Annotated in this window: 13 protein-coding genes and 1 pseudogene; 12 read left to right on the top strand and 2 right to left on the bottom strand. The window is 57.4% G+C overall.

The features are described from left to right. Window positions 1-305: 305 nt before the first annotated feature. The 8 genes from QUW00_RS07455 to QUW00_RS07490 all read left to right on the top strand — a co-directional run bounded on the left by QUW00_RS07455 (window position 306) and on the right by QUW00_RS07490 (window position 13,886). The gene (locus tag QUW00_RS07455) at window positions 306-1,481 is read left to right on the top strand and encodes an IS110 family transposase (RefSeq protein ID WP_289613755.1); all 1,176 of its coding nucleotides are present in this window, start codon (window positions 306-308) and stop codon (window positions 1,479-1,481) included. A gap of 720 nt (window positions 1,482-2,201) precedes the next feature. Beyond that, window positions 2,202-3,761, top strand: coding sequence for a type I restriction-modification system subunit M (locus QUW00_RS07460; protein WP_289613756.1), 1,560 nt, complete (start codon window positions 2,202-2,204; stop codon window positions 3,759-3,761). Between the two features lie 2 nt (window positions 3,762-3,763). Beyond that, complete coding sequence (locus tag QUW00_RS07465; RefSeq protein WP_289613757.1) at window positions 3,764-4,939, top strand: restriction endonuclease subunit S; 1,176 nt, start codon at window positions 3,764-3,766, stop codon at window positions 4,937-4,939. A gap of 2 nt (window positions 4,940-4,941) precedes the next feature. Next, on the top strand, window positions 4,942-8,061 hold the full coding sequence (locus QUW00_RS07470) for a type I restriction endonuclease subunit R (protein ID WP_289613758.1): 3,120 nt from the start codon (window positions 4,942-4,944) through the stop codon (window positions 8,059-8,061). A gap of 276 nt (window positions 8,062-8,337) precedes the next feature. Beyond that, window positions 8,338-8,760: a YjdF family protein gene (locus tag QUW00_RS07475; RefSeq protein ID WP_289613759.1), complete on the top strand. Its 423-nt coding sequence runs from the start codon at window positions 8,338-8,340 to the stop codon at window positions 8,758-8,760. A 353-nt stretch (window positions 8,761-9,113) separates the two neighbouring features. Next, entirely contained in the window at window positions 9,114-11,504 is a 2,391-nt protein-coding gene (locus tag QUW00_RS07480; protein WP_289613760.1) for a hypothetical protein, read from the top strand. After that, window positions 11,491-12,630 carry a hypothetical protein gene (locus tag QUW00_RS07485; RefSeq protein ID WP_289613761.1) on the top strand — a complete coding sequence of 380 codons (1,140 nt, stop codon included), beginning with the start codon at window positions 11,491-11,493 and terminating at the stop codon, window positions 12,628-12,630. Before QUW00_RS07480 ends, QUW00_RS07485 begins: the two co-directional genes overlap by 14 nt. 278 nt (window positions 12,631-12,908) lie before the next feature. Next, complete coding sequence (locus QUW00_RS07490; RefSeq protein ID WP_289613762.1) at window positions 12,909-13,886, top strand: DUF2971 domain-containing protein; 978 nt, start codon at window positions 12,909-12,911, stop codon at window positions 13,884-13,886. An 80-nt stretch (window positions 13,887-13,966) separates the two neighbouring features. Here QUW00_RS07490 and QUW00_RS07495 read toward each other — a convergent pair whose 3' ends face one another. Then, on the bottom strand, window positions 13,967-15,004 hold the full coding sequence (locus tag QUW00_RS07495; protein ID WP_289613763.1) for a hypothetical protein: 1,038 nt from the start codon (window positions 15,002-15,004) through the stop codon (window positions 13,967-13,969). 54 nt (window positions 15,005-15,058) lie between these two features. Here QUW00_RS07495 and QUW00_RS07500 point away from each other — a divergent pair, with 54 nt between their 5' ends. Further along, entirely contained in the window at window positions 15,059-15,652 is a 594-nt protein-coding gene (locus QUW00_RS07500) for a hypothetical protein (protein WP_289613764.1), read from the top strand. A 212-nt stretch (window positions 15,653-15,864) separates the two neighbouring features. Here the strand turns inward: QUW00_RS07500 and QUW00_RS07505 are convergent, their stop codons facing one another. Further along, complete coding sequence (locus QUW00_RS07505) at window positions 15,865-16,644, bottom strand: PadR family transcriptional regulator (RefSeq protein ID WP_354003415.1); 780 nt, start codon at window positions 16,642-16,644, stop codon at window positions 15,865-15,867. On the opposite strand from QUW00_RS07505, the gene QUW00_RS07510 reads away from it, so the two are divergent. The 3 genes and pseudogenes from QUW00_RS07510 to QUW00_RS09390 all read left to right on the top strand — a co-directional run bounded on the left by QUW00_RS07510 (window position 16,619) and on the right by QUW00_RS09390 (window position 18,065). Next, window positions 16,619-17,014, top strand: coding sequence for a rhodanese-like domain-containing protein (locus tag QUW00_RS07510; protein ID WP_289613766.1), 396 nt, complete (start codon window positions 16,619-16,621; stop codon window positions 17,012-17,014). The genes QUW00_RS07505 and QUW00_RS07510 overlap by 26 nt on opposite strands. A 224-nt stretch (window positions 17,015-17,238) precedes the next feature. Continuing rightward, a pseudogene (locus QUW00_RS07515) lies at window positions 17,239-17,673 on the top strand (zinc ribbon domain-containing protein); the annotation flags it as partial. A gap of 5 nt (window positions 17,674-17,678) precedes the next feature. Further along, window positions 17,679-18,065 carry a TipAS antibiotic-recognition domain-containing protein gene (locus QUW00_RS09390; RefSeq protein ID WP_354003416.1) on the top strand — a complete coding sequence of 129 codons (387 nt, stop codon included), beginning with the start codon at window positions 17,679-17,681 and terminating at the stop codon, window positions 18,063-18,065. Window positions 18,066-18,129: the final 64 nt, after the last annotated feature.

Genomic DNA, 18,129 nt, shown 5'->3' on the forward strand with positions numbered 1-18,129 from the left:
GCGGCAGCGTCAGATGGGATTATGCGACAGCCCCATTACAGTTTGAGCCGGCCCTCGGGCCGGCTCTTTTGTATTAGCCCGCATTCCGGCAATACGATGGTGTCGACCCCGAGGGGTCGCTGGCCGACCGCCCCGGACGGCCCTTCCGCCCTGCCTCTCGCGAAGGCCCGGGGGGTGTTGCCGCCGGGGACGGCTCGCCGCGGCAGGCGACTGATAGAGACATGCCGGGGGACGCCCCCACGGCTCCGTAATGTGGTTGTCGCTCCCGCGGCCGGCGGTCAGCCAACTTGAGGAGAGGATACACCATGGGAGCGAAGTCAAAGGGGGCCGCCGCCTTCCTGGCCTTCGACGTCGGCAAGGCGGCGCACCGCGCCCGCGCCGTCGGGGCCGCCGGGGAGGTGCTGTTCAACCGGGAGGTCGCCAACAGGCCGGCCGACATCGACCGCGCGCTCGCCGATGCCGGGCCGGGCGCCAGGGTCGTCGTCGACCAGAAGCGCAACATAGGCGCGCTCGTCGTCGCGAGGGCGCGCGCGGCGGGCAACCCGGTCTCCTACCTGCCCGGGACCGCGATGAAGAGGGCCCGCGACATGTTCCCCGTCACGGCGAAGACCGACGCGATAGACGCGGAGGTGATCGCGCGGACGGCAGCGGGCATGCCCTGGACGCCGCGCGAGGTCGCCGAGGAGACGCCGGCGGCGGCCTCGCTCAGGATGCTCGCCGCCCAGAGGGACTTCGCGGTCGGCTCGAGGACGCGGGCCGCCAACAGGCCGCGCGCCGTACTGCTCGAGGCGGACCCCGCCTTCGAGGCGGCGGTCGATCCGTCGAGCCGCTGGCAGCTCGCCGTGCTCGCGGAGCTCGGCGGGCCGTTCGGCATCAGGGCCGCCGGGCTCAGGCGCTTCCGGTCGGTGGCGGAGCGCGCGCACGGGGCGAGGAGGCCCGCCTCCGACCGGCTCTGGGCCGCCGCGGTAGCGTCGGCGTCCTCCGGCAGGCCCGAGCTCGCTGCGGAGTCGGAGCTCGTGCGCTCGCTGGCCGCCAGGATAGCCTCCGACGCCGCCGAGGCCGCGCGCCTCGACGCGCTCGTCTCCGACTCGCTCGCCGGCGACGAGGCCTACGAGGCCCTGCTCACCGTGCCCGGCGTGGGACCGAAGACGGCCGCGGCGCTCGTGACGCTCGTGGACGTGTCGATGTTCCGCAGCCACGACGAGCTCGCCGCCTACACGGGCCTCGCGCCCTGCAACCGGCAGTCGGGGACGTCCCTCAACTCGTCGTCGCCGTCGCGGAGCGGCAACAGGACCCTGAAGAACCTGCTCATATACTCCTGCACGTCCCTGGTGGGGACGCGCAACCGCTTCGGGCGCTACTACGACGCCTGCAGGGTGCGCGGCATGCGGCACAACAAGGCGCTCAAGGCGGTCGCGCGCAAGCGCCTCAAAGTGATCTACGCGGTCATGCGGGACAGGGCACCGTACCGGGAGGGCTGACGCCGCGGGAGACCCGGCTTCGAGGCGGCCCCGCCCGCGGGGCCGGCGCCAGCATGCCGAGGGGCCGCGGGCTCGAGGCTTGACAAAACTATAGAGACACCCCCCTCGCTACTGCCTCAAGAAACGAGATTCCGACTCATTTACTTTATCAACGCGGGGAAGAAGAGGCTCTCTCGATGAACACTTCGTACTTCCTCGCTCGTCATCCCATCGAGAATGATTGTATCGATGAAGACGCTGAAATTCCGCATCGATGCATATTGTCAGCCACCTAGGAGGCATTTCCCAAGTTTGAAGGGGGCGCTTCCAGAACAAACAAACTCGGAATATACAGAATCCCTTTTATAGCAAGATTAAGCTTCGGATGAATTGAGCGACTTGAGTGAATGAGATAAAAAACTGTCTCAAACTTGCACTACAGGGCATCCTTCAGAAAGGCATCTGCTTGAAGAGCATCTATAGAATCCAGCTACATCATGCATTCAGTGAGCAAGAATAAGGCAAAGCTATCAGCCGTCCTTCACTGATGAAGATATGTTCGAATCAACGCGGGCATATTGATACCGTTATTCTGAGTTAAAAGATAGCTAAAGCCGCCGCGAGCAGTCAGTCCCATGTTGGGTGCCCCTATCGAATAGATCCAACCTAAACGATTTCGAACCTGTTTTTCTCCGAATTATAATTACTGAAAAAGGAATCGGCTTAGATTAAGGATCCCCTATGCCCCTGACCCAAGACGCCCAACGTACCGAGCTGCATAAAACCATCTGGTCCATCGCCGACGACCTGCGCGGGAGCGTGGACGGCTGGGACTTCAAGCAGTACGTGATCGGCACGCTGTTCTATCGGTTCATCTCCGAAAACCTAACCGACTACCTCAACGAACAGGAGGGCGACGGATTCGACTACGCGACCCTCCCCGACGAGGAGGCCGAGAACGGGCGCGAGGAGACGGTCAACGAACGTGGGCTCTTCATCCTGCCAAGCGAGCTTTTCGCCAACGTCCGCCGAGACGCCCTCGCCGGCAAGCACGATGAGGACCTGAACGAGGTCTTGGAGCGAGTCTTCAAGAACATCGAGGCAAGTGCCGCGGGCACCGACAGCGAGGACGACCTCAAGGGGCTTTTCGCCGACTTCGACGTGAACAGCGCCAAGCTGGGCAACACCGTGCTCGAGCGCAACAAGAAGCTCAAGATCCTGCTGGACAAGATCGGCTCCATGGACCTGGGCAGCCGCTACCAGGACAACCGCATCGACGCCTTCGGCGACGCGTACGAGTTCCTCATGAACATGTACGCCAGCAACGCCGGCAAGTCGGGCGGCGAGTTCTTCACCCCGCAGTACGTCTCCACCCTGCTCACCAAGATCGCTCTGGCGGGTAGGACCAGCGTGAACAAGGTGTACGACCCTTGTTGCGGATCAGGGTCGCTTCTGCTTAATACTGCCAAGCAGATCGGCGCGGCGAACGTGCGCGAGGGCTTCTTCGGCCAGGAAATCAACCTGACCACCTACAACCTGTGCCGCATCAACATGTTCTTACACGATATGAACTTCGATCATTTCAGCATCAAGCTCGGCGACACGTTGAAAGATCCCCGTCACTGGGATGACGAGCCGTTCGAGATGATCGTCTCCAACCCGCCCTACTCTATCAAATGGGAGGGCAAGAACAACCCGCTCAACATCAACGACCCGCGCTTCAGCCCCGCGGGCGTGCTGGCACCCGCCAGCAAGGCGGACCTCGCCTTCACCATGCACATGCTGAGCTGGCTTTCCGCCGACGGCACCGCCGCCATCGTCGAGTTCCCGGGCGTGCTCTACCGCGGAGGTGCCGAGGGCAAGATCCGCACGTACCTGGTCCAGAACAACTTCGTGGACACGGTCATCCAGCTGCCGCCGAACCTCTTCTACGGCACCACCATCGCCACCTGCATCATCGTGCTCAAGAAGTCCAAGAAGACGAGTGACGTGCTCTTCATCGACGCGTCCAAGGAGTTCGTGCACGTAGGCAACCTCAACAACCTCTCCGATGAGAACATAGAGCGCATCTACCGCACCCACATGGACCGCGAGGAGGTCCAGTACTTCAGCAAGCTCGTGAGCAACGATGACATCGTGACAAACGACGCCAACCTCTCCGTGAGCTCATACGTGGAACAGGAGGACACCCGCGAGAAGATCGACATCAAGGAGCTCAGTGCCCAGATAGAGCAGATCGTGGCCCGCGAGGACAAGCTGCGCCGCGCCATCGACGCCATCGTGGCGGATCTGGAGGCGTAGGAATGAGCAGGATCGATGAGCTTATCGAGCGTCTTTGTCCCGATGGAGTAGAGCACAAGGCCCTTGGTGAAGTTGGCACTTTTACACGCGGAAGCGGCATACAGAAAAAGGATTTCGTCGATGAAGGCATCGGCTGCATCCACTACGGGCAGATTTACACCTCTTATGGCTTGTTTGCCGATAAAACCCTCAGCTTCATCTCTCCCGATTTTGCCAAAGGCAAACGCATGGCAAAATCGGGTGATTTAGTAATCGCAACAACAAGCGAGAACGAAGAGGATGTTTGCAAGGCAGTCGCGTGGCTAAGCGATGAGGAAATTGCCGTAAGCAATGATGCCTATATTTACAGCCATTCTCTTAACCCTAAGTATATGGCCTACTTCTTTCAATCAGACCTGTTCCAAACGCAAAAAGCACCTTATATCACTGGAACTAAAGTCCTCAGGGTTTCTGGGGATAGCATGGCGAAATTCAGAATTCCCGTCCCTCCCATGGAAATCCAAGAGGAAATCGTGCGAATACTGGACTCCTTCTCGGAGCTCGAGGCGGAGCTCGACGCGGAGCTCGAGGCGCGTCAGAAACAATACGAATGTTGCATAAATCAATTATTTGAGTATTGCGATTCATTGCCAGTATCTCGACTCACCTTGAACGATGCATTTGAAATGAAAGCGGGACAATCGATTAAATCGGACTTGATACATCCAGTATGTAGCACCGGCCACACGGTTCCATGTTATGGCGGCAATGGCATCAGAGGGTATGTATCTGCTGCAAACCAACACGAAGGTGCTGTGTTAATTGGACGACAAGGGGCGCTTTGCGGAAACGTTTGCTATGCACCAGCGGGTTTCTATGCCACTGAGCATGCTGTCGTAGTTAGGCCTAAAATCGAAATGAATATACGCTTTGCTTACTACTTGCTGTGCCAAGCAAATTTGGCACAGTACAAGACGGCGGGAGCTCAGCCAGGTCTATCTGTGAATCGACTAAAAAGAGTAGAAGTAGTTGTCCCAGACATTAATGAACAACACCGTATCGTCGACATCCTCGACAAGTTTGACGCCCTCGTGAACGACCTCTCATCCGGCATCCCCGCTGAGATAGAGGCACGCCGTAAACAATACGAGTACTATCGAGACAAGCTCCTCACCTTCAAAGAGAAACCCGGAGACTAGCCATGCCCTCGAGCGACATCGAATACGATTCGTCGGATCGCCAGACCCTGGACGTCGAGTACGCCTCGGCCCCCGATGCGCCGCAGGCGTCCGTCCTCGATGGCCTCCCCCGCGATGTCTCCTTCGATGTGCTCGCCACGGGCGGTCAGGCAACCGTGTGCTCCGTGAGCCCGCTCGATGGCCCCCGCTCCGAAGGCTACCAGAGCGAGGCCTCGCTCGAGCATGCCTTCATAGAGCAGCTCCAGCGACAGGCATACGAGTACGTCACCTTCGCAGACGAGGCCTCCTTCATAGCCAACCTGCGCCGCCAGCTCGAGTTCTTGAACGGTTATCACTTCACCGACGGCGAATGGAAGCGCTTCTTCCGTACCAGCATCGCCGCCGCCAACGAGGGAATCGTGGAAAAGACCCGCCGCATCCAGGAGGACTACATCCAACCCCTCCAACGCGACGACGGCACCACCCGCAACATCCGCCTCATAGACAAGCGCAACATCCACAACAACCGCCTGCAGGTCACCAACCAGTACACGCAGGACGGCGGGAGCTACGAGAACCGCTACGACGCGACCATCCTGGTGAACGGCCTGCCGCTCGTGCACGTGGAGCTCAAGCGCCGCGGCGCTGCCATCAAGGAGGCGTTCAACCAGATCGAGCGCTACCAGCGCGACAGTTTCTGGGGAGGTTCGGGGCTCTTCGAGTACGTGCAGATCTTCGTGATCAGCAACGGCACGCACACCAAGTACTACTCCAACACCACGCGCTGGTCCCACCTCAAGGAGATGCAGGGCAAGCGGCCCGGCGGCAAGAAGACCTCCAACAGCTTCGAGTTCACCAGCTGGTGGGCCGCGGCGGACAACGAGCCCATCCGCGACCTCATCCCCTTCACCAAGACGTTCTTCGCCAAGCACACGCTCCTGAACATCCTCACGCGCTACTGCGTGTTCGACACCGAGCAGGTGCTCAAGGTCATGCGCCCCTACCAGATCGTGGCCACCGAGCGCATCCTCAACCGCATCCTCATCTCCGAGAACGACAAGTCCATGCTGGGCACCACGCGCGCCGGCGGCTACGTGTGGCACACCACCGGATCGGGCAAGACGCTCACCAGCTTCAAGACCGCACGCCTCGCGAGCGGCATGGAGGGCGTGGACAAGGTCATGTTCGTGGTGGACCGTCAGGACCTGGACTACCAGACCATGCAGGAGTACGAGAAGTTCGAAAAGGGCGCGGTCGACGGTTCAAAGAATACTGCCGAGCTCACGAAGAACCTCGCGGACGACACCAAGCCCATCCTGGTGACCACCATCCAGAAGCTCTCCCACTTCATCAAGGCCAACCCCAAGCACGACATCTACGCCAAGCACGTGGTGATCATCTTCGATGAGTGCCATCGCAGCCAGTTCGGCGAAATGCACCAGGCCATCACCAAGCACTTCAAGAACTACCACCTGTTCGGCTTCACCGGCACGCCCATCTTCGCCGAGAACGCCCTTTCCAGCGGCAACCCGCACCTGCGCACCACCGAGCAGGCCTTTGGCGACAAGCTGCACACCTACACCATCGTGGACGCCATCCGCGACGGCAACGTGCTGCCCTTCCGCATCGACTACATCCAGACCATCAAGAAGAAGGATGACTTCTCCGACGAGAAGGTCTACAACATCTACCGCGAGGGTGCCTACAAGGACACCCGCCGCGTGGACCTGGTGACCAACTACATCCTGGACCACTTTGACCAGAAAACCAAGCGCCAGTACGGCTACAAGCTCAAAGACAAGCGCGTCATGGGCTTCAACTCGATCTTCGCCACCGCCTCGATCGACATGGCGAAGCTCTACTACACCGCCTTCAAGCGCGTGCAGGCCGAGCGCGGCGGCGAGCCCCTCAAGGTTGGCCTCATCTACAGCTTCGGCGTGAACGAGGACGATTCGGGCTGCGGGCTGCCCGAGGAGAACTTCGACGTGGACAGCCTCGACACGCCCGACCGAGACTTCCTGGAGGGGGCCATCGAAGACTACAACGCGATGTACAAGACGAACTTCTCCACCACAGGATCGGGCTCCGACGGGTTTAACAACTACTACAAGGACCTCTCGGCGCGCCTGAAGAACCGCGAGATCGATCTGGTCATCGTGGTGAACATGTTCCTCACGGGCTTCGATGCCACCACCCTGAACACCCTGTGGGTTGACAAGGACCTGCGCCTGCACGGCCTCATCCAGGCGTTCTCGCGCACCAACCGCATCTTGAACGCCGTGAAGGACTTCGGCAACATCGTGTGCTTCCGCGACCTGGAGGATGAGGTCAACGCGGCCATATCGCTCTTCGGCGACAAGGACGCCAGCGGCATCGTGCTGCTCAAGCCCTACCGCGAGTACCTGGCCGAGTACCGCGACCGCCTGGCCCAGCTGCGCGAGATGCTCGCCCCCGGCGAGGAGCCCTTCGGCGAGGAGGCCGAGAAGGCGTTCATCCGCCTGTGGGGCACCATCATGCGCCTGCGCAACATCCTCACGAGCTTCGACGAGTTCGCCGAGGACGATGACCTTGCCGCATGCGACGAGCAGGACTACCGCAGCGTCTACAAGGACCTCTACCAGAAGTACCGCCCCAAGGAGGGCGACGCCGCCATCATCAACGACGACCTGGTCTTTGAGATCGAGCTGCTCAAGCAGGTGGATATCAATATCGACTACATCTTGATGCTGGTGCAGAAGTACCACGACGGCAACTGCAAGGACAAGGTCCTCATAGCCGACGTGGAGCGAGCCGTCGCGGCGAGCTACGAGCTCCGCAACAAGCGCGACCTTATCGAGCAGTTCATCGACAGCTTGGACCACTCCGACGACGTCGAGGCCGACTGGCGGGCCTACATCGCCAAGAAGCGCGAGGCGGAGCTCTCGGCCATCATCGCCGACGAGAAGCTGGACGACGAAGGGACCCACGAGCTGGTGGAGCGCGCCTTCCGAGGCGGCGGCATCCCCGAGAGCGGCACCGAGGTGGTGGACCTCATGACCAAGAAGCCCAGCCGCTTCGGCGGGGGTGGCGCCTACGCCACGGTGAAGCAGCGGATCCTGGACAAGCTCAAGGCGTTCTATGAGAGGTTCGCGGGGATGGAATAATCCTTCCACAAGGCCTGCTGAGGTGACTGTCGCCATAGCAAAGAATCACGTCCTCTACGCAGTCGCTTTCGGCTAAAGCAGCTCCTCCTTGCGATTTTGCCGGCATCGATAGAAGGCCGATAATCATTTCGAGCCTGAGAATCGCGATATAATCGGCATATCGGAGATGAAAACACGACCCCGTCGGGTAGTCGGGGTGCGGGCGGCGCCCGTCAGTAACCTGCCTCCTTGGTTGTCCCTTCTCCGCGTGGCTTCTACATAAAGGAGGAATGTGCCATGCGGAAGACAACCGTGTCCTCCACCCTTGTCGTGCGCTTCGACGGCCAGTTTTGGGTGGGGTATGTGGAGCGCGTCGAGAACGGGCTCCTCAGCTCGTGCCGTGTTGTATTCGGCGCCGAACCGTCAAATGAGGAAATATTCGAGTTCGTGCTCAGAGAGTGGACGAGGCTCCCCCTCAATCCAACCGTTGTCTGCGAGGTAAAGGGGGTGGCGGGCAACCCAAAACGCCGACAACGCCAGGTCGCGAAGGAGCTGAAGAGGTGTGGTCCTTCCACCAAGGCGCAAATAGCCCTTTCCGAGCAACGCGAAGCCCGAGCACGGGAAAACATCGCCCACGAGAAGCAACGCCGAGAAGAGGAGAGGCGTCTGCACTTTGAGCAAAAGCAGGAGAAGGCGAAGAGGAAACGCCGTGGTCACTAGCGAGGCGGCGGCTTGGACAACACGCCATCCATTACTGTTCGACAAGCATGACTGCCACATATCGGTCATCGTAGGAATTCGTATAGTCAGGGACACACGCTAGCAAACAACATGCCAACATATATCAATTAACATATCTAGTACGAAACAAATTGTTTTTCTGAGACAACCTTGAAACGTGCTTGGATAAAATGGACACTCACAGCAGCTGTGAAGCAATTATTATCCACTTAGTCTTTTTTATCCCCACCCCGAGAGCAAGGAGCCATCAGGGCGTAAGAGTAAATCCTCCCGAGGCAAGATAACAAGGGCGGATCAACGAAAAAAAAGCATCACAGAAACGAGACCCGTCCATGGACAGTTACGAGATAATCCCGGTTTCTGACGAAGGTGTGTCAGAAATCGATATAGATACCCCTGGAAATCCTTCAATTGTCGACTCCTTCGAAGCGCTGGAGTTCGAGTTCGATGAAAGCGTCGACAAGGCCAGCCGCATCGATTACGGGGTCGCCGCTGGCAGCGGCCTCATCACCGGCCTGCTCAGCGTTCTCCTCGGAAAGCCGCTTTCGATCGAAGAGGCATCGAAGGTCGGTGGGAAAGAGGCGGACAGGATCGTCGTCGGTACCGCGCGCTCTCTCGGCTGCAAGCTTCCGAATGACAAGGTCATCTTCGGCAAGGACGGAAGATGCGACGTTGAGGCGTTGGCCAAGGCAATCGAGTTCCTGGAAGGCAAGTTCCCGATTCCCCAGGACAAGCTGACCCCAGAATTCGGCGGTGGCCTGCAACACCACCTCAGGGACTACGCGCACCACCCGACCCTCCTCGGCCTGTTCTTCTCGATCCTCGCCCAGCTCACAGGCGTGGGGTACGGAACGGACACTGCGGGAAACTTCATAAAGCCCCCACTGCCGGCCGATGCGCTAGTGGAGAAGAACATCCCAGAGAAGATCGCGATAGGAACGTTCAACTGGCTCTTCCACCTGATTAGCGACATCGACGGATCGCATGCGAACGCGGGCAAGGGCACCGGCATACCCGGCCCTATCCTCTCCGTGTTGAAGGAGCTCTCGTCGACGCCGCTCTTCCAAAACATCAAAGTCAATTTCAAAGACAGCGAGATCCCGTTCTCGCAATGGCTCTCCAAGCTGTTCAACGGCACCTATTTCAAGGATTCCGATGGCAAGGTCGTCCGCTTCGACTTCAGAACCGAGATGGGCCTGGCAACGCAAATCGCCGAAGAGTCACTTTTCGTCCTGGCAAACGAGGTCATCGTCCGCGTCTTCTACATGGTCTCGAGGCTCGCGTCGGAAATAAGGTCCAAGAACATCTCCTCGCCGCGTGATCTCGACAGGCTCGACCCGAAGAGCTTCATCCCCATCAGGAGCCGCGCCCTCACGAGAATGTGCACCGTGTCGAGCGGCACGTTCGTCGCCGTCAACTCCGCTGGAAGCGCAATCAAGGCGGGAATAGCCTCGAAGGGCAACGCCGGCATGTTCGCGAGGGCGTTCTTCCTCAACGTGAACTACCCGGGAATCGGCAGATTCGCGATCGCGTGCTTCTTCGATGCGGGATATGTCAAAGAAGACCTCTCCGCCGCATACGAAAGAGCCGTGAGGAGGCAGGAGGAGCTCAAGCAGAAGCGTGAAGACGAGCTCCAGCGGCTGTCGGCCAAATACAAGTTCTTGACGCTCGATACGAGCCAAACCAGACTTCTCTATTCGTTCGAGTCAATGATGGTCGCATTCGACATCCTGAACACGAAGAAGGAGGAGGACGCGAAGGAGAAAACCAAATGGAAAGATGAATGGGAGGCGAACGTCTGCGAGTCCCTAGACGTCAATTGCGAGGACTATTTCATCCGAAGCGGAAGGCAGGCGTTTGACCTGATGGATGAGATTTCAAGCAACGTTGGGGACAAATCCTGGATCGATCTCATGGTGCTCGAGCTCTCGCAGTTCAAGCCTTATTTCCAGCTCGGCGAGGAAGGGAGCAAGCCCCTCAATAAAGTAAAGCTTGAAGTTGATTACCTTATCGACGTATTCTGCAAAGGCCAGGACTACTTAAGAGCGGAAGACATAAAGGCCATCCGGAGGGCGTATTCATCGGCTGTCGGCACCGTGACCGGAAGCCATAAACGAGCCGCAGTAACGGTAGCCGCGGTTGCCGCGGCAACCGCCGCCACAACGGGCGGAGCCTTGGCCTTCGCCCCTCAGATTGCTGTGCTGGTCGCGGGAGACGCCGTCGCTGGCCTTTCGGGAGCAGCGCTGACCAGTGCGAGCCTCGCATTCGTCGGCGGGGGCTCCCTAGCAGTGGGAGGTCTGGGAATGGCAGGGGGTACGGCCATCCTGACAGGAGGCGGAGCTCTCATCGGACTGGCCGGATCGGGAGTCGCCAGCGCGGCGTCCATCATCGCCCAATCATCGGAGGCGTTCGTTCAGAGCGAGTGCTCGAAGCTCCTCGCATTCTGCAAAGAGATCGCACTAGAGAAGTACGGACGAGCCGAAGACGTCGTCCTCGCGCGGGAAGGAATTGCGGGCTGCATTGCCGAACTTGAAACGGAAATCGATAAACTCACCGATGCAGATAGCAAAACGGATAGGAAGCTCATTTCTCAGATGAAGAAGAGCCTAAAGTGCCTGACACGATGCGAGAAGGCGCTATCAAAACTGAGCGGCAGACCTACAGAGCACAGGGCACATTGCTCCCCAATAGAGTCGAAGGATGGCATCGATGGCCGAGCATGAAGGATGGAGTTACCTAGACTCGGATAACTTGGAGGAATTCTCCGAGCGCATAAGTGAAGATGGGTCTGCCTACACGAATGATGACGGTAGCAGCTCGTTCTATGGCGATGACGGAAGCTGGGGCTACACAAATGCCGACGGCAGTGGATCGTTCTATGGAGCAGACGGCAGCTGGGGTTATAGAAATGCCGATGGAAGCGGCTCCTACTATGGGGAAGATGGCAGCTGGGGATACAGGAATGCCGATGGAAGCGGCTCGTTCTATGGTGATGGTGCCGATTGGGGCCACTGGGACGGTGATGGCAACAAAGCGTATTACGGCGATCTTGATGACGTATCAAACGACATCGATGATGGCAAGCCCGTTTTAGACGAAAGCTCGATTGCCAGCGTGGCTGCTGCGGCAATTGGGGGCGCTCTTTTTTTGGCAGCCGCTAGAAGAAATAGCAGAAAGCGCAGGGAGGCAGAACCCGAACGTGCTCAAAATGAAGGGGATGGAGAGCAGCAGGAAAAAGCAAAGAAGCCGAAAGCATGGATGAAAAGCCCCGCTGGACGCAAAGCCCGAAAAGCCGGGCTTATCTCGCTGGCGATTCTGACCGTAGTCTTCTTGGCCGCCTTGCTAGTAAGTTCTCTGAAAGTCGTTGGGCGTTCTTCGAGTGAGTTAATTGGTAGTCGATATGATATCGTCGCAGACCACCTTCACCAAGCGGGTTTCTGGGATGTTGAACAAACGGAGATTCCTGATCTCGCCCCATCGCAAAGCGATGAAGATGGCCTGGTCACTCAAGTGAAAATCGGACCTATTGAGGACTTCTCGGCAGACCTCAGAATACCGTGCTTCATTAAGCCAGAGATTATCTACCATACATTAGCGCTCCTCAATCCTCCGATTTCTAGCGAAGATGCCAACGGGATGAACTACCGGGAAGTTGTGTCTATATTCAAGGGCGCCGGTTACTTGGATGTCGTTGTCGAACCGAAGAGAGATGTGATCTTTGGCCTCCTTAATAAAGAAGGTGAAGTTTGCGAAGTCCGCATTGGTGATACGGGAACATTTACTTTAGACGATGAGTTCAGGCCCGATTTGACTGTAACCATCGTGTATCACTCCAAAGTATTCGGATAGCAGAAGCTAACTGGAGGCAATCTATAACTAACCCCTTGCTGTTTATATCGGATCGAATGCCTGCCGGCTAGTGTGCCCTCGGTGATAAAGGCGAATTATCAACTGAAAGCGCTAATCATCACAACAAAACAACTTCGTTTAGACCAACTGATGAGTGATTTACATAGCGAGTAGATGCTTCATCATCTCACTCTAGATTTGATTATTATCATGATTCAATTCATCACGAGCATTGTAATGTATGATTAGCTGACTCGACAAAAGGCTTGGTGGAAAGAATGAGCGATAACGTACAACGCGCAAGAGAACTGATACTCCATCAAATTGAGGAACTAAAAAAGTCTCCATATCTAAATAATATTGTATTATTGCGAAATGATATATGGCATTTTGCACAGAATCATTGCCCAATAACTTTATATCGGTATAGGCCAAACAAGCCTTATGAACTTGATGCATTAGTAAGAAACGAGATCTATCTTTCTCAAATTTGCGAGTTTGAAGACCAGTTGGATACGTTCCCCTCATTATGCCCTGATAAAATTGACGAAGTTATCGATTCACAGTGTACGGAATCGAATATAAGAATGCTCGTCGAAGAACAATCCCCATGGTTGTCCGACGAAGAAAAAGACCAGCATTGTTCTATTTTTACTCATTGGCTCACCACAAAGAGCTATGACGACTTTAAATGCCAAATCAAAGAAAAAATGCGGCGGAGGGTCGACGAGTTGCGACAAAGACTTCGCTGTGCTTGTTTTACCGAGACAAGCGAATCGGAATTCATGTGGAATGAGTATGCCAATAATGGAAAGGGCTTCTGCCTCGAATACCGATTGAATTTCAATATGCCCGAGTGCGAATGCGGTCTTTTTGGTCCATGTGGTACTAATTTGGTGACATCGTTGCTTCCTGTTGTATACGATGGACAGGCAGAAATATACCAACAATCCTATGTTCTTGCTGGGTACTATGACAGTTGGCCCATTCCGTCCGGTGAAGAGCATCTTGTAAAGTTGATAATGGCGCTGCATAAGCGGCCGCAATATAGAAACGAAAGAGAGTGGCGCTTACTGGCGGAAGACTGCGGCGAATGCGAGGGTAATGTTTTCGTGAAAAAATCCCCATCAAAAATCATTATCGGACCTAGATGCTCCGATGAAACGCGTCTATGTTTGAAGGGGATAGCAAGTGAACTGAACATTCCAATCGTAGACTCAATATGCGATAGGAGCCCCACGGTTGATGTTGATTGATTCGCATTCCGCTAGCATTCTGGCCATTACGCTAAGTCAAACAGAGCGAATCATATTCAAACCAGCACGCGACATCGATGCTACAGCACATCTAATGCCTCTCGATATTGATTCGTAAGATCGTGCATGGCCGGATTGTGATATACATCGTTTGTCGTCGTAATTACCCAACCGTTTTGCCGTTCATTGAGCTTCGCTAGCGTGTGTGCCTCGCCGGCCTCGATTTCTCCAGCAAAATGCAGACTTCCATCTGGGTTAAATAGAAGAATAGCCAGCAGGTCAAAATCCCATGACCGAATGATGCCGAGTGAGGTAGCAGTGCCTTGTCGCAGCATTCGGGACTTGACTTGAACCCTTGTACCGTCTTGCAGGATAACGTCAGAGGACTTCGAGGAAGCCGGGAGCAGGGCTCCATCGTGAACTCGCGCAACAAGAAGCTCAGATATTTCTCCCAGCGCATTCGATGATCTGCCGAGAGCCCCAACGAGAGCGTTGAGTGCCTCCGAGTACGCGCGCCAAAGAGCAGCAATCTCCCCATTGCCAGCTTGGACGGCATTCTGTTGCAACATATGAGTCGAGCAACCACTCGAAGTTTCTGATAAGGGAGCCGCAGGTTCCCCGCCGCCCATCGACGATCCGTTAAGGAGGCCCTCGACTGGGTTATGCAGGAGCCACGTCCGAAATTTAGAATACAGATTAACTGAGCTGCGATACGTTGCGAGATTGGTATTTGCGTCACCATTAATGAGGTGAACGAGCTGATAGGAATTCCCGTCGTCGCGGGAAAGCATCGCAAGCATACTGACGCACCTATCGCAATCGAATGCGACATCGAGGTCGCCAACGTTTGCCTCGATCCATTTGCAATTTGAAATGCGAGCACTGATGGTACTGTCTGCAAGGCCATGTATCGTATGAGACCATGCCCTAAACAACGCTTCTTTCATAATGCAACTCTCCATAGAAACGAATGAGTCAAACAAAGGAATGAGAAATAGAGATAAAAGGAGCGTTGATATTATATAACGGAATAAACAAACAAAAGAGAGGTCACCAACCAAGCTCGATTCCAAACCCGTGCGCAACCGACTCTCATGATCCGCCTGCACATCGATCAATACATGGAACTCGCCTTTCGCCCTCTCGCCTAGATTCATAAGAACGGAGTAACCGTGAACACCAATAATGCCATTGCCGCCATTTCAGCCATAATCAGCGGACTAACCGCCATTGTCGGACAAGCGATAACCGCCTCGGGCTTATTTGATGGATGGACTCGCCGCGTAGCAAAAATGATCGAGCTCTACGAGCGTCTTCCATCAGACAATTACACGACCGCACTAGAGGAGTTCGCCAAGGTGCTACTACGACGGGAGATATTTACCAGCGTGTACAAAAGGTTTGGCTATAAGATCGAAGATGAAATACCGGTTCCATACGAGCGGAAAATGCCAACAAGCCGTGAAACATTGATGCAAATCACATGTTCCCTTTTTGCATCGCTCATTGTTATCGGAATACCCGAGTCTCCAAGAGAGTGGCTGTATCTCCTTCTCGGTCAAGCAGCAGGGTGGCTAATCGTGAGAATGGGCGGGGATGTTCTTCGCCATTGGCCCGCAATCAGCAGAAATCCATTTTATCAAGCAGAGCAACACAGAGTCGAGCAGCTGAAGAAAGACAGGGAGATGACTAGAAAGACACTCGAGTTAGTTGACCGAGCATTAATCATGAGGCAGCCCCGGAGGGGGACAAGCAAAAACGAGTGATGAAATGGGATCCTCGCAAGCAATGCCATATGTAACAGTGCTGGTGGCAAGGGTCCTGAAGCATTTGTAGGCACCCACGGGAATACTCCTTTCCGCAAAGATCAGGTAAGACTACTGTCGCCGCTGCCAAATAGACAGAGCTCTCGCGTATACGAACGGCAATCCTACGAACGACAGCGTAGAGAATCCACCCGAATTCAAATGAGATATCTTCAGATGAATTGAAAGGTGATATTAGGACCTATTCTTATTTCAATTATTACGCTGGTTTCCCCTGCTCGACAGGATGCATGTTTTAGTCCAGCCCCCCCACACAGCTCCACGCACCGCTCCAGCCACCTGCAGTCGTTCTCCTCGCGCATAATGGCGTGCGTCAGCACCAGGTAGTCGCCGAACTCGGGCGTGTCCCGCGGCGGTACCCCGTTAAACTTCCGCTGGTTGCCGCGCAAGTGCTCCAGGCGCTCGCGGTGGAGCTCCAGCTGATGGTTCAGCATCTCAACCTGCCGCTCCGCCGGCAAGCAGCCCGAGAAGAACACCTGCAGCCTGGGCTCGCTCCTGGGCGTGGGCGGAAGCTCCAAATCCGCGTTCATCCACCTCATGAACTCCTCGCGCCCCCTGGGCGTGATCAAGTAGAGCTTCCTCTCGAGCGACGCCCCCACGACCTCCACCCGGTACTCCGTCAGGCCGTCTTCGGTCATCCTCTTCAGCTCGGGGTAGATCTGGCTGTGCTTGGCGCTCCGCAAACTCGTTGAGCGCGTCCTGGAACTCCTGCGCCATCTCGTAGCCGCTGCAGGGCCGCTGATAGAGCAGGTCAGCGGTCTCGGCCATCGCCCCCTATATCGCCCTGCTCTGCCGTGACAATACCGCCGGATACGTCTGCACCCGGTATGAGCCTCCCCTCTCCCGGGTACCCACCTAGCAAACATCCGCCCCGCCCTCACGGCGCCCATCCCGCAGGAGAGACCCATGAACCTCGCGCGCATCCCCCTCATCGCATCGATCTCGCTCGCCCTCGCGTCCCTCGCGGGGTGCGGCGTCTCGCCCGAGCAGGCGGGCTACCGGAAGGTGAGCGCCGCCGAGGCCCAGCAGCTCATGGAGACCGAGCAGGACTATGTCATCCTCGACGTGCGGACGCGATCCGAGTACGACTCCGGCCACATCCCGGGCGCCGTCTGCCTTCCCAACGAGGACATCGGCTCAGATGACCCCGCCGCTCTGCCGGACAAAGACCAGCTCATCCTCGTCTACTGCCGCAGCGGCAACCGCAGCGCCCAGGCGGTGCGCAAGCTCGCCGCACTCGGCTACACCAACGTGGTCGATTTCGGCGGGATCAACGCCTGGCCCGGGGAGATAGAAAGGTAGAGGGCCCTAGGGGATCCCCGCTCCCGCATCGGCCGCCATCTTGATTGGCCCCGCAGCCCACCGTCGCCCCGGTGGTATGCATGTGAAATTGGGTCAGACGCAATTTCACATGACCCCTGCTCGCTCGGGTCCGCAACAACCCGTTTCTTGCCGCACCGCCCCCGCCGCCGCACAATCAAGACGCAGGGGGCGGACGGCGCCCCGGGCGTATGCGAGGAGGAACCATGGCAATCAAGGACACCATCGCCCAGATCCGCCAGGAGGCGGGCGTCACGCAGGAAGAGATGGCGCGCAGGCTCTACGTGACGCGCCAGGCCGTATCGCGCTGGGAGACCGGCGAGACCGCGCCCGGGATCGACATGGTCAAGCTCATCTGCGTGACCTTCGGGGTGCCGCTGGAGCGCTTCTTTGACATGCCGCAGAGCTATTACTGCCAGTGCTGCAGCATGCCCATGCCCGAGCCCGATCTGCACGGCACCGAGGCCGACGGCTCCCCGAGCGAGGACTTCTGCCGCTACTGCTACGACCACGGCGACTTCACCGCCACCGGCGTCACCATGGACGAGTTCATCGAGGCCACGGCGCCGATAGAGGCCGAGGCCCTCGGCATCTCGCGCGACGAGGCGGTGTCCCTCATGGCGACGCTCCTGCCCCACCTCAAGCGATGGCGCGAGGTGGCCGCAAACGAGAAGGCCTACGGGGAGGAGCTGCGCGCCGCGCACGGCGACGAGGTGATCGACGCGGCCAACAAGCGCTACGTGGGCATGGGCGAGGCTGCGCACCTGCGCGCCGACGAGCTGGAGCTCGCCATCAAGGAGAGCTGCGACGCGCCCTGGAAACGGGTGACGAGCATGGTCCCGAGGCCGAACAGCTCGTGCGCATGCACGCGACGTGGCTTCAGATGTACTGGCCCGAGGGCCTCTACTCCCCCGAGGCGCACCGGTCGCTCGCCGACGGCTACCTGGCCGATGAGCGATTCCAGCGCTACTACGATGCCGTTGCCCCAGGAGCTGCGCGCTTTTTGCGCGACGCCGTGCACACCTGGGCGTGACGGTGCACGCGTCGGGGGCGGCAGCCGCGCAGGCCGCCGCCCCCGACAGAATGGCACGGTGTTG

This window comes from Collinsella tanakaei, from assembly GCF_030373545.1.
GTDB classification, from domain to species: domain Bacteria; phylum Actinomycetota; class Coriobacteriia; order Coriobacteriales; family Coriobacteriaceae; genus Collinsella; species Collinsella tanakaei_C.

What these genes read in the sequence shown, in the direction of transcription:
- QUW00_RS07455 (WP_289613755.1), top strand. Translation starts at nt 306, where the DNA reads ATGGGAGCGAAGTCAAAGGGGGCCGCCGCCTTCCTGGCCTTCGACGTC.
- QUW00_RS07460 (WP_289613756.1), top strand. Translation starts at nt 2,202, where the DNA reads ATGCCCCTGACCCAAGACGCCCAACGTACCGAGCTGCATAAAACCATC.
- QUW00_RS07465 (WP_289613757.1), top strand. Translation starts at nt 3,764, where the DNA reads ATGAGCAGGATCGATGAGCTTATCGAGCGTCTTTGTCCCGATGGAGTA.
- QUW00_RS07470 (WP_289613758.1), top strand. Translation starts at nt 4,942, where the DNA reads ATGCCCTCGAGCGACATCGAATACGATTCGTCGGATCGCCAGACCCTG.
- QUW00_RS07475 (WP_289613759.1), top strand. Translation starts at nt 8,338, where the DNA reads ATGCGGAAGACAACCGTGTCCTCCACCCTTGTCGTGCGCTTCGACGGC.
- QUW00_RS07480 (WP_289613760.1), top strand. Translation starts at nt 9,114, where the DNA reads ATGGACAGTTACGAGATAATCCCGGTTTCTGACGAAGGTGTGTCAGAA.
- QUW00_RS07485 (WP_289613761.1), top strand. Translation starts at nt 11,491, where the DNA reads ATGGCCGAGCATGAAGGATGGAGTTACCTAGACTCGGATAACTTGGAG.
- QUW00_RS07490 (WP_289613762.1), top strand. Translation starts at nt 12,909, where the DNA reads ATGAGCGATAACGTACAACGCGCAAGAGAACTGATACTCCATCAAATT.
- QUW00_RS07510 (WP_289613766.1), top strand. Translation starts at nt 16,619, where the DNA reads ATGAACCTCGCGCGCATCCCCCTCATCGCATCGATCTCGCTCGCCCTC.
- QUW00_RS07505 (WP_354003415.1), bottom strand. Translation starts at nt 16,644, where the DNA reads ATGAGGGGGATGCGCGCGAGGTTCATGGGTCTCTCCTGCGGGATGGGC.
- QUW00_RS09390 (WP_354003416.1), top strand. Translation starts at nt 17,679, where the DNA reads ATGGCGCGAGGTGGCCGCAAACGAGAAGGCCTACGGGGAGGAGCTGCG.